11 protein-coding genes are annotated in these 12,076 nt (G+C 61.9%); 10 read left to right on the top strand and 1 reads right to left on the bottom strand.

Annotation, left to right across the window (positions count from 1 at the left end):
* The first annotated feature begins 14 nt into the window (after window positions 1–14).
* From AC1DNK_RS24535 to AC1DNK_RS24490, 10 genes are all read left to right on the top strand, one after another.
* The gene (locus AC1DNK_RS24535; RefSeq protein WP_477943770.1) at window positions 15–1,364 is read left to right on the top strand and encodes an LLM class flavin-dependent oxidoreductase; all 1,350 of its coding nucleotides are present in this window, start codon (window positions 15–17) and stop codon (window positions 1,362–1,364) included.
* Window positions 1,365–1,382: 18 nt separating this feature from the next.
* A complete protein-coding gene (locus AC1DNK_RS24530; RefSeq protein WP_477943769.1) occupies window positions 1,383–2,582 on the top strand; it encodes a M20 aminoacylase family protein in 1,200 nt (399 codons plus the stop codon).
* Between the two features lie 7 nt (window positions 2,583–2,589).
* Window positions 2,590–3,135: a GNAT family N-acetyltransferase gene (locus tag AC1DNK_RS24525; RefSeq protein WP_477943768.1), complete on the top strand. Its 546-nt coding sequence runs from the start codon at window positions 2,590–2,592 to the stop codon at window positions 3,133–3,135.
* 18 nt (window positions 3,136–3,153) lie between these two features.
* Complete coding sequence (locus AC1DNK_RS24520; RefSeq protein ID WP_112598884.1) at window positions 3,154–4,932, top strand: amino acid ABC transporter permease/ATP-binding protein; 1,779 nt, start codon at window positions 3,154–3,156, stop codon at window positions 4,930–4,932.
* An 89-nt stretch (window positions 4,933–5,021) separates the two neighbouring features.
* On the top strand, window positions 5,022–5,966 hold the full coding sequence (locus AC1DNK_RS24515) for an ABC transporter substrate-binding protein (RefSeq protein ID WP_112598882.1): 945 nt from the start codon (window positions 5,022–5,024) through the stop codon (window positions 5,964–5,966).
* 112 nt (window positions 5,967–6,078) lie between these two features.
* Window positions 6,079–6,969, top strand: a complete 891-nt coding sequence (locus AC1DNK_RS24510) for an ABC transporter substrate-binding protein (protein WP_477943850.1) — start codon at window positions 6,079–6,081, stop codon at window positions 6,967–6,969.
* 9 nt (window positions 6,970–6,978) lie between these two features.
* Window positions 6,979–8,052: an LLM class flavin-dependent oxidoreductase gene (locus AC1DNK_RS24505; protein WP_112598876.1), complete on the top strand. Its 1,074-nt coding sequence runs from the start codon at window positions 6,979–6,981 to the stop codon at window positions 8,050–8,052.
* A 2-nt stretch (window positions 8,053–8,054) separates the two neighbouring features.
* Window positions 8,055–8,651 (top strand): DsbA family protein, encoded by a 597-nt coding sequence (locus AC1DNK_RS24500; protein ID WP_112598873.1) that lies wholly within the window; start codon window positions 8,055–8,057, stop codon window positions 8,649–8,651.
* Between the two features lie 141 nt (window positions 8,652–8,792).
* Window positions 8,793–10,112, top strand: a complete 1,320-nt coding sequence (locus AC1DNK_RS24495; RefSeq protein ID WP_477943767.1) for an LLM class flavin-dependent oxidoreductase — start codon at window positions 8,793–8,795, stop codon at window positions 10,110–10,112.
* Window positions 10,113–10,191: 79 nt separating this feature from the next.
* Window positions 10,192–11,577, top strand: a complete 1,386-nt coding sequence (locus AC1DNK_RS24490) for an FAD/NAD(P)-binding protein (RefSeq protein ID WP_112598868.1) — start codon at window positions 10,192–10,194, stop codon at window positions 11,575–11,577.
* On the opposite strand, the gene AC1DNK_RS24485 is transcribed toward AC1DNK_RS24490, so the two are convergent.
* Window positions 11,563–12,054: an Lrp/AsnC family transcriptional regulator gene (locus AC1DNK_RS24485; RefSeq protein WP_112389936.1), complete on the bottom strand. Its 492-nt coding sequence runs from the start codon at window positions 12,052–12,054 to the stop codon at window positions 11,563–11,565. The genes AC1DNK_RS24490 and AC1DNK_RS24485 overlap by 15 nt on opposite strands.
* Window positions 12,055–12,076: the final 22 nt, after the last annotated feature.

Raw genomic sequence — 12,076 nt, 5'->3', positions numbered from 1 at the left:
TCCGGAGAACCATCATGGCTCAGAAAAACGTCACTTTCGGCATCATGCTGCAGGGCCCGGGCGGCCATATGAACGCCTGGAAGCATCCAAGCGGCCCGGCCGATGCATCGACCAATCTTCAGTTCTTCATCGATACGGCGCGCAAGGCCGAAAACGTAGGCATCGCGTTCGCCTTCGTTGCCGACGGGCTCTATATCAACGAGCAGTCGATTCCGCATTTTCTGAACCGTTTCGAGCCTCTGACCATCCTGTCAGCGCTGGCCGCATCGACATCGAAAATCGGTCTGGTTGGTACGGTCTCGACCTCCTATAGCGACCCCTTCACCATCGCCCGCCAGTTCGCGTCGCTCGATCTGATTAGCGGTGGCCGCGCCGGCTGGAATGCCGTGACCTCGCCGCTGGAAGGGTCCGGGCGCAATTACGGGCGCGAGCATCCCGAGCATGAGCTGAGATACGAGATCGCCGAGGAATATATCGACGCGACCAAGGGGCTGTGGGATTCCTGGGATGACGATGCCTTCATCCGCGACCGCGACAGCGGGCAATATGCCGACTTCGAAAAAATGCACCGGCTCGATCACAAGGGGCGGTTCTTCTGCATCGAAGGGCCGCTCAATATCCGCCGCTCGAAGCAGGGTCAGCCGGTCGTCTTCCAGGCGGGCGCCTCGGATTCCGGCATAAAGCTTGCCGGAAAGCACGCGGATGCCGTCTTCACCAATGGCGGCCCGATCGAGGAGGCGAAGACCTTCTACAAGCAGCTGAAGCAGAGCGCGATCGCTCAGGGCCGCAGCGCCAGGGAGATCGGCATCTATCCTGGCATCGGCCCGATCGTTGGGGCGACGGCGGAGGAGGCGGAAGCCAAGTATCAGGCAATCCGGGGGCTCATGACGATCGAGGAGGCCCTGCGCTATCTCGGGCGCTTCTTCGATCACCACGATTTCAGCGTCTATCCGCTGGATGAACAATTCCCGGAACTCGGCGATATCGGCCGCAACAATTTCCGCGCCACGACCGACCGGATCAAGAAGACGGCGCGTGAGAACGGCCTGACACTGCGCGAGGTGGCGCTCGATGCGGCAACGCCGCGCACGGCCTTCATCGGAACCGCCGATCATATCGCCGACGAGATCATCCGCTGGATCGACGGCGAGGCTGCTGACGGCTTCATTCTCGGCTTCCCCGTGATCGCCGAGGGCTTCGACGACTTCGCGCATCACGTTCTGCCCATCCTGCAGCGCCGCGGCTATTTCGATCCCAAGCTGAATGGCGAGACTCTTCGCGATCATCTGGGGCTGCCTTTCCGCACCAGCCGCTATGCCGAAAGCGACGGCGATGCAGACCAGCGAAAGGCCGCCAGCGCCTGAGTGCTGGGGAAACCTCTGATGAACGCAAGAGCTCAAACACCTCTAAAGCATGATCGCGTGGAACTGGGGATAGCCTCATTCCTTAACGAATTCATCGAGCTGCGCCGTGATCTTCACCAATATCCGGAGCTGGCCTTTCGGGAACATCGGACCAGCAAGCTCATCGCCTCGCGTCTTGCCTCATGGGGCTATGACGTCGAACACGGCATTGCCGGAACCGGCATCGTTGCGACGTTGAGGAAGGGAAGCGGTGGCAAAAAGCTTGCCATTCGCGCCGATATGGATGCGCTGCCGATCGAGGAGGCGACGGGCCTCGCCTATTCGAGCAGCAATCCCGGTGTCATGCATGCCTGCGGACATGATGGGCACACAACCATCCTGCTGGCCGCCGCGCGCTATCTCGCCGAGAGTGGCCGCTTCGATGGCACGCTCCGGCTGATCTTCCAGCCGGCCGAGGAGATTGGCGCTGGGGCGCGCAAGATGATCGCCGAAGGTCTGTTCGATCGCTTTCCTGTCGATGCGATCTTCGGGCTCCACAATTGGCCTGGCGTTCCCGCGGGGCATTTCGGCTTCGTCGCGAATGCGGCCATGGCGTCGGTCGACCAGGCAGTGATCAGGATCGTCGGCAAGGGTGGCCATGGTGCCGAGCCGCATCGCGGCGTCGATCCGGTGCTCGCATCCGCGTCCCTCATCACGGCACTGCAGAGCGTCGTCTCGCGCAATGTCGATCCGCAGGACATGGCGGTGGTCACCGTCGGATCGATCCATGGCGGGTCCGCTTCGAATGTCATACCCGAAAGCGTGGAGCTGAAGCTCACCATCCGCGCCTATAGCGAGAGCGTTCGCGAAAGGCTGGAGACCCGCATTCCGGCATTGGCTCGCGCACAGGCGGAGAGCTTCGGCGCGACGGCTGAAGTCGACTACCGGCGCGGTTTCCCGGCGCTCGTCAACCATCCCGATGAAACGGCATTCGCGAAAGGCGTGGCACTGAAGGCATTCGATCGCAGCCTGACCGAGGACGGTTTCCGTCCGCGAACCGCGAGCGAAGATTTCGCCTTCATGCTGCAGGAAAAGCCGGGAAGCTATCTCTTCATCGGCAACGGCGAGAGCGCGCCGCTGCACAGCGCCCACTACGATTTCAATGACGCCATCATAGCGCCTGCTGCCCGTTACTGGGTGCAGCTCGCCGAAACCTTCCTTTCCGAAGACAACGGGTAACGACGACATGAGCGACACGTTTCTCTACACAACGCCGCTGGATCCGCAGGCCAAACCGCTGATCGACGAGCTCATTCACGAATATGACAGCCGCTACGGCAGCTACTTCGATGAGAAGGGTGCGGCGGCCGAGCTCAACCGCTATCCGCCGGAAGCCTTCGCGCCGCCGGACGGGAACTTCGTGCTCTTGATCCGCGATGGTGTGACGATCGGCGGCGGCGCCTTTAAGCGCTACGACGAGCGGACCGCTGAGTTCAAGCGCATCTGGACCCGGTCCGACCTGCGCCGCCAGGGGCTGGCGCGAAAGGTTCTCGTCGAGCTTGAGCTGCAGGCGGCCCGCCAGGGCTACCGGCGCGTCTATCTGACGACCGGGTTCAGACAGCCGGAAGCCGTCGGTCTCTATCTGAGCAACGGCTACACGGCGCTGTTCGACATCAATGTCGATCCCGAATTCTACAAGACGCTGCCTTTCGAAAAGGCGATCGCTTCAGGCGTCATGGCGCCGGCGGCGGATATCGACGCAACGCCGCTTCGTGCGGTCGCCAATCTTTGATTTGAGAAGGAGCAGGGCATGGCGCTGACAAGCGAATTTGCGGGCATCGCAAAGCACGAGCACAGAGCGGCGGAAGCCTCCGACTATACGCGCTACAGGATCGTTCCGGCGCGCCACCCGGCGCGTTTTGCGGGCACGGTCTTCGCCGCCGTCGTCATCGCGGCCATCATCTATTCGACATCCACGAACCCGCGCTGGGGCTGGAACGTCTTTGCCGAATGGTTCTTCGCAGAACCCGTGCTGGCCGGCCTCGGCCGCACCCTGCTTCTGACGGCACTCGCCACCATCTCCGGCTCCATCCTCGGAACGGCGCTTGCGCTGGCGCGTGTTTCCCGGTCGCCGCTGCTGTCCGGTCTCTCCTGGGGCTATATCTGGCTGCTGCGCTCGATCCCCGTCATCGTCCTGCTGCTGGTTCTCAATAACCTCGGCTATCTCTATGAAACCATTACGATCGGCATTCCCTTTACCGACACGGTCTTTGCGAGCTATCCGACGACGCAGCTTCTGACGCCGTTCGCCGCAGCCTTTCTTGGGTTGACGCTGAACCAGTCGGCTTTCTTCGCTGAAATTGTGCGCGGCGGCATTCTCTCGGTGGACCAGGGGCAGCTCGAGGCGGCCGCTTCTCTCGGCCTCTCGCATCGCCGCCAGGCCTTCCGCATCATCCTGCCGCAGGCCATGCGCTCGATCCTGCCGACAGGCTTCAACGAGGTGATCGGTCTCGCGAAGGCCACCTCGATGGTTTACGTGCTCGCTCTGCCGGAACTCTTCTACACGGTGCAGGTCATCTACCGGCGCAATCTGGAAGTCATTCCGCTGCTGATGGTCGCGACCGCATGGTATCTGGTCATCATGACCGTGCTGTCGATCGCTCAGCACTATATCGAACGGCATTATTCGAAGGGCGCCCTGCGCAATCCGAAGCCCTTGCCCTTCCAGGCCTTCTTCTCGCGCTTCACCCACCAGCCGGCGGCCGCTGAATTTGTATCTGACACGACGGTTGCCCATGCGGGGTTTGCCGATGCTGCGGTTCTGCGTGCCGGTGGGGCAATCAGCATCCAGAAAATTTCGAAAAGCTTCGGCTCGCTGAAGGTGCTCGATGGCATCGATCTCAATCTGCCGGCCGGCAGCGTGACGGCAATCCTCGGGCCCTCTGGTTCCGGCAAATCGACGCTGCTGCGCTCGATCAATCATCTGGAGCGCGTCGATGCGGGCTTCATTGCCGTCGACGGCGAACTCGTCGGCTACGAGCAGAAGGGCAATCTGCTTTATGAGCTGAAGGAAAAGGAGATCCTGAGGCGGCGCGCCGATATCGGCATGGTGTTCCAGAGCTTCAATCTCTTCCCGCATCTGACCGTGCTTGAGAATCTGATCGAGGCGCCGATCCAGGTGCGCGGTGCCAAGCGCGAGGAAGCCGTTCAGCTTGCTCAGGAGCTGCTCGCCCGGGTCGGGCTCGCCGACAAGATCAATGCCTATCCCCGCCAGCTCTCGGGCGGTCAGCAACAGCGCGTGGCCATTGCCCGGGCTCTGGCACTCCGGCCCAAGGTTCTGCTGTTCGACGAGCCGACATCGGCGCTCGATCCGGAACTTGTCGGCGAGGTGCTCGATGTCATCAAAGAGCTTGCCCGGACGGGGACGACGCTTGTCGTGGTGACGCATGAGGTCGGCTTTGCCCGCGAGATTGCCGATACCGTCGTCTTCATGGACGGCGGCAGGATCCTCGAATCCGGTCCGCCATCGAAGATCTTCACCCGGGCCGAACATTCCCGCACCAGAGAGTTTCTCGCCAAGGTGCTCTGAGCTTTCCGCAGGAAACGAAATTCCGGCCGCGACGGGCGTCCGGATCGCATGCCAACACCCACAATCTAAAGAAGAAATGGAGTAGGGTCATGACATTCAGAAATAGTGCAATCCGCCTGCTAGCCGGCGCCGTTGCGGCGGCGACCTTGGGGCTCGGCTCGGCACAGGCTGCCGAGAAGTTCAACTTGAGCCCGGATACCTCGAACCGCATCCGCGCCGAAAAGGACGAAGCCGCGATCAAGGCGATCTCTCCTTCCTTCAAGTTCGTCCAGAAGGGCAAGTTCACCGTCGCCATCAATCCGTGGGATCCGCCGGTCGCGACCTACGCAACGGATGCGAAGACCGTCGTCGGTACCGATCCCGAGATCGCCCAGCTTCTCGCCGATTCCTTCGGCCTCGAGCTCGATCTTGTTCCCGTTGCCTGGGAGGACTGGCCGCTCGGCGTCTCCTCCGGCAAATATGATGCCGTCATCTCGAATGTCACGGTAACGGAGGAACGCAAGGAGAAGTTCGACTTTTCCACGTACCGCAACGACGTGCTCGGCTTCTACGTGAAGGCCGACAGCAAGATCAGCGCGATCAAGGAGCCGAAGGATGTCGCCGGTCTGAAGGTCATCACCGGCGCCGGTACCAACCAGGAAAAGATCATCCTCGAATGGGACCGCGAGAATGTTGCCGCCGGCCTGAAGCCGATCGAGGTCCAGTATTATGACGACCGCGCCGCTGCCGATCTCGCTATCCAGTCCGGCCGCGCCGACGTCGAGTTCAACCCGAATGCCACGCTTGCCTACAGCGCCTCCATCAAGGGCTCGACCAAGCTGGTCGGCACCGTCAGCGGTGGCTGGCCGGTCGCGGCCGAGATCGCGGTGACGACGAAGAAAGGCGCCGGTCTGGCCGATGCGGTGACACTCGCTCTCAACGACCTGATCAAGGACGGTAAATACGGCGAGGTGCTGAAGCGCTGGAACCTGACATCCGAGGCGACGGCGGAATCGAAGACCAACCCGCCAGGCCTGCCGAAGAGCGGTTCCTAAGGCTGGTTGAGCGGACCGGCGCGAGGGATGCGAGCCGGTCCGCACGTTTGATTTCAGGAGATTTGAAATGATGTCTTTTGCTTCCTGGCGCCCGGCGCTGCTCTTGAGCGCGATGATGCTGTCAGGCTTCGCCACTGCGCATGCCGGTGACGAATTCGATCTGAGCCCCGAGCAGCCGGCTCGCGTTCATGCGGTGAAGAACGAGGCCGCGATCGCCTCGATCCCGAAGAATTTTGCCTTTGTGACACTTGGCAAGTTTACCGTTGCGATCAGCCCCGGTGGACCGCCGCTCGCGACCTATGCCACCGATGCGAAAACGGTCGTCGGCGCCGATCCGGAATATGCCGGTGCCATTGCCGAAAGCCTCGGGCTGGAGCTGGAGATCGTTCCGGTTGCCTGGATCGACTGGCCGCTCGGCCTGGTCTCTGGAAAATATGATGCGGTGATTTCCAATGTCGGGGTTACCGAGCAGCGCAAGGAGAAGTTCGATTTCTCCACCTACCGCAAGGGGCTGCACGGCTTCTTCGTCAAGGGCGACAGCGCCATATTCTCCATCAAGGAACCGAAGGACGCTGCGGGTCTCCGGATCATCGTTGGTGCCGGCACCAACCAGGAGCGGATCCTGCTCAAATGGAGCGACGAGGACACCGCTGCCGGTCTGAAGCCGATCGAACTTCTCTATTTCGATGATGAGGCGGCAAGTCTGCTGGCGCTGCAGTCCGGCCGGGCCGACGTCATCGTTCAGCCACATGCGCAGCTGGTCTTCATTGCGGCGCGCGACAAGAACATCAAGCGGGTGGGAACGCTGAGCGCCGGCTGGCCTGATCGCTCCGATGTCGCGATCACCACGCGCAAGGGCAGCGGCATCGCCGATACGCTTACGATCGCGACGAACGGTCTGATCAAGGATGGCACCTATGCCAAGATCCTCGATCACTGGCATCTGTCGGAGGAAGCATTGCCCGCATCCGAGACGAACCCGCCCGGCCTGCCGAAATTCTGAGTTCCAGAGATGACCAGCAATTCCATCGCGATAAAACATGTTGGTTTCCTGACGCCCGGAAACTACCCCGAAGACGATCCCCATCGCGGGCTCGAAGAAACGCTTCAGCTTCTCAAGCATGGCGAAGAGCTCGGTTTCAACAGCGCCTGGGTCAGGCAGAGACACCTGGAGCCGGGCATCTCCTCGGCGACCGCCTTTCTCGCGGCGGCCACCCAGCGCACCAGCCGGATAGAGCTTGGCACGGCTGTCATCCCGATCGGCTACGAAAGTCCCTACCGGCTGGCCGAAGATCTCTCGACCGTCGATGTGCTCTCCAGGGGGCGGCTCAATGTCGGCCTGAGCGCCGGACGGCCGCTTCACGCCGATCTGATCGGGCCTCTTGCCTTCGACGGTGACTGGGAAAGCCACGATTTCTCGCATGCCCGCGTATTGAGGTTCGCTGACAATCTGAAGGGCAGCTATCTCGGGGACGAAGAGACGCGGATCAAGACGCCGTTCGGTCCGCAGCGTCCACGACTCAATCCCCATGCGAAGGGACTGATCGACCGCATCTGGTATGGTGGAGGGTCGCTGCGCTCGGCAGCCTGGGCGGCGCAGAACGGCTTCAACCTTCTGATCGGCAATGTGACGACGGGCGAGGAGACCGATGCGTTCTTCGTCGCCCAGGGACGGCAGCTTGAGCGCTACAAAACGTCCGGCGGCGCCGGCCGACGGGTGGCGCTCGGAAGGGTGATCGTTCCCTTCGACAGTGCCAGCGCGGCGACGCGCAAGCGCTACGCCGCCTATGCCGCGGGCCGTCACGAACGGACGCTCTCGCCGCAAGGAGAACGGCGCACTCTCTTTGCCCGCGATCTTGTCGGGACTGCGGACCAAATTCTGGAGGCGCTGCACGCCGATCCTATTCTGCCGCATGTAGAGGAATTCCGTCTCGAACTTCCCTATGAATTCATCGACGAGGATTACCGACAGATCCTACACGACTTCGTGACGCTGATCGGTCCCGAACTCGGTTGGCGCTCCCCTGCGCTTCAGCCATTATCGCCGCGCGCCGGTGACGTGAGATCTTTGAAATCAGGATATTAGCAATGACCAAGTCCCTCGAGTATTTCTTCTCCATCGGTTCTCCCTGGTCCTATATCGGCCTCGATGCCTTCACCGATATCGCCAAGCGACATGAGGTCGAGATCGAGCCCTTCCTGACCACTGTCATCGAAGAAAACGGCGGCATCTTCTCGCGCAACCGGCCGGAAATCCGCCGCGCCTACTGGATGAGAGACCTGAAACGCTGGGCAAAGGTACGCGGCAAGACGATCTGGCTGGACAAGCGCCCGGAACTCGGCGATCCCACGCCTGCCTCCTTTCTGGTGATTGCTGCCTATCTCGACGGCAGGGACTGGGTTGGCGTCACCCGCGCCCTGCAGGCGGCCTATTGGGCCGACGCACGCGATATCGGCAAACCTGAGGTCCGCGCCGAAGTGGTCACCAGAGCCGGCTTTGACGGCGAGGCACTGCTGAAGCGCCAAGGCGACGACGACGTTCAGAAGAAATGGAGCCGCGACCGGGAGCGCGCCCGAAACGGCGGCGTCTTCGGTTTCCCGACATTCATCTATGACGGCGAGACCTATTGGGGTCAGGACAATTTGCCGTTCCTGGAAAGGCATTTCGAGGGCGACAGACCCTGACGGCTGGCGTTCTGAGCGCATTTGGGTTGCCATCCGATAGAATTGGAAGCGGTGCAAAATGCCTCTTGAACCGGCCTCGTGCCGTCGCCAAATTCCTCTAGCCGCAACCCGTTCAGCCGCACGCAATCATGGTCAGGTTCATTGACTGAGAAACAGCTTCACCTCGGCGCCTTCATGCGCCCCGTCAGCCTCCACACCGGAGCCTGGCGCTATCCCGGCTCCTATCCGGACGCCAATTTCAACTTCGGGCATATCGTCTCCTTCGCCCAGAAGCTCGAGGCCGCGAAGTTCGATGCGTTTTTCATGGCCGACCATCTCGCGGTCCTGAATATGCCCGAGGAGGCTTTGAAACGCAGCCATACGGTGACGTCCTTCGAGCCTTTCACCTTGCTCTCGGCGCTGGCGGCGCTGACGAGCCGCATCGGCCTCGTCGCCACCGCGTCGACGACATTCGACGAGCCCTATCACGTGGCGCGGCGCTTCGCCTCGCTCGATCATATCAGCGCCGGCCGCGCCGGCTGGAACATCGTCACGACGGCCAATCCGGATGCCGCCCTCAATTTCGGGCTCGAGGAGCACGTCGCCCATGGTGAGCGCTATGAACGCGCCCGTGAGTTCTACGACGTCGTTACCGGCTTGTGGGACAGTTTCGAAGACGATGCCTTCATTCGCGACATCAAGAGCGGCGAATATTTCGATCTCGCCAAAATGCATGTCCTCAATCACAAAGGCCCCGAACTTTCGGTGCGAGGCCCGCTCAACATCGCCCGGCCGCCTCAGGGCTGGCCGGTGATCGTCCAGGCCGGACAATCCGAGCCCGGCCGCCAGCTTGCTGCTGAGACCGCCGAAGTGGTTTTCTGTGCGCCGCGCGATCTGGCCGCCGGACAGGCGCTCTATGCCGATATCAAAGGGCGGATGGCCAGGCTTGGGCGCGACCCGGGCCACCTCAAGATCCTGCCGGCGGCATTCGTGGTGATCGCGGACACGATCGAAGAGGCGAAGGCCAAGCGCGCGGATCTCGACAGCCTGGTTCACTACGACAGCGCGATCGCCTCGCTTTCCATCGCACTTGGTCATGACGCGTCGAAATTCGATCCCGACCAGCCGCTTCCCGATGTGCCGGAAACCAATGCCAGCAAGAGCGGCCGCGAGCAGGTGATCAGGCTCGCCCGCCAGGAGCAGCTGACCGTTCGCCAGCTGGCGCAGCGCTATGGCGGCTATTCGGGCCTCGCCTTTGTCGGAACGCCGGCGACAATCGCAGACGAGATGGCGGAATGGTTGCAAAGCCGCGGATCCGACGGTTTTAACGTCGTCTTCCCCTATCTGCCGCAGGGGCTCGATGACGTTGTCGATCGCCTTGTTCCCGAGCTGCAGCGCCGCGGGCTATTCCGCTCGGAATATGAAGGCGCTACGCTGCGCGATCATCTCGGGCTGCCGCGGCCGAAAAGCCGTTACCTTTGACCCTGGGCGGTCTGCGTCCAATTCTACCGGAACCCGATCTGCACCGGATGCGTTTGCTCTTGGCATTTGAGGGATTTGAATGATCTACGACGCGGTACTGGTGGGGTCCGGTTTTTCGGCCATAGCAACGCTCTGCAACCTCATCGAGCTTCTTCCCGTAACGGCGACGGTTGCCGTTATTGGGGATGATCCGGGTTTTGGCCGCGGAACGGCCTATCGCTCGGAACTCTATCTTCACCGGTTGAACGTGCCTGCGGGGCGCATGAGCCTGTTTCCCGACAGGCCGGATGGGTTCGTCGAATGGCTTGCGGAGCGAAAGCGGCCGCTCCGGGAAGGCGACTTTGCCTCCCGCCAGGATTATGGCCTCTATGTTCGCGACAGTCTTGCGGCCCTGCTGCGCAGCAAGCGATCGCGATGCAAGGTCGATTTCATCAGGGCCAAGGCGACGGGTTGCGTCGAGCGCTACAATGCGACGCTCGGTTTTCTGCTCGACAATGGCGGCGAGATCGCCGGGCGCAACGTCGTGCTGTGTCTCGGTGTCGGCAATGCGCCGTTGCCGGTGAAGATTTCCGGCTTGTCCGGCGAGGCGAAGGACAGGGTGATCGAGAATCCGTGGCGGCTGTCCTGGTTGAGGCGGGTCGGCAATGACCGTGTGTGCATACTCGGCTCCGGGCTGACGATGATCGACCAGGTTCTGGCCCTTCATGCCCGCGGTTTCCGCGGCAAGATCGACGTTCTCTCAAGGCGCGGCCTCGTTCCGCACGGCCACGCGAAAACGCCGGAGCCGCCGGCCGATTTCGATCCCGCGACCCTGCCTGCAACGATGAGTGCGCTTCTCCATCGTCTGCGCAGGGAAAGCCAGGTTGCGGGTGATTGGCGCTCGGTCATGGACCGGTTGCGCCCACACACCCAGGCTCTGTGGGCTCGCTCGCCGGCCTCCGAGCGCAGCCGTTTCCTCCGTCACGCGCTGCCATGGTGGAACATTCACCGCCATCGCGTGGCGCCCGATGTCCATGCGAGGTTCCAACAGTTGCTCACGAGCGGTCAAGTCGCCGTCCATGCCGGGTTTCTTTCGGGTGTCGCCGGGCGCGAAGGCGGCCTTGCTGTCAGCTACCGGCCGAAGGGGACTCAGAATATCGAGAGCCTCGACACCGGTTGGCTGATCAATTGCACCGGCGTCGAGAGGGCAGGGATCTCGCATTCTCCCCTGCTTGCGGAGATGAAGCGCCAGGGCCTCATCAAAGCCGATCCGCAGGGACTCGGCATCGCCGTCGACCATGGTTCGAAGGTGATCGGAGACGTCGCCGTCAATGCGCAAGTCTATGCTGTCGGCGCGCTGACGGCCGGGCAGTTCTGGGAAATCACCGCCGTTCCCGATATTCGCGTCCAGGCACGCGCGGTTGCGTCCGAAGTTGCCGCGGCAGTCGCATCTCCTGCTACGGCCGCCCACTCAGCGCCCGCGTGATGCCTTCGGATTGGCAACCGGCAGGTAGGACAATGGAAGCTCGGTGGTGAATTTCAGTTCCTGCATGGCAAAGCGCGAGCTGACATCGCCGATCTCGACCTTGGCCACCAGCCGCTTGTAGAAGGCGTCATAGCCTGCCACATCGGGCACGACGACGCGCATCAGATAATCGACATCGCCGCTCATGCGGTAGAATTCGACAACCTCGGGGAAACTCGCCACCACCTCGGAAAACCGGCGCAGCCACTCGGGGGAATGGCTCCTGACGCGAATGGAGACGAAGACCGTCACCGCAGCGTTGATCTTTGCCGCATCGAGAAGCGCCACCCGGCGGCGGATGATCTTTTCTTCCTCGAGCTTCTGCACCCGGCGCCAGCAGGGCGTGGTCGATATGCCGACGGCCTTTGCCAGCTCGGGGCCGGGAATGTCCGCATTGTTCTGCAGTTGCGCCAAAATCTTGCGGTCGACTCTATCCATATTGTCCTCTGGCTTGCCGGTT

Source organism: Rhizobium sp. 01N424 (assembly GCF_056399485.1).
The sequence above is the reverse complement of the archived record's forward strand: the minus strand, read 5'-3'. Positions and strand labels throughout refer to the sequence as shown.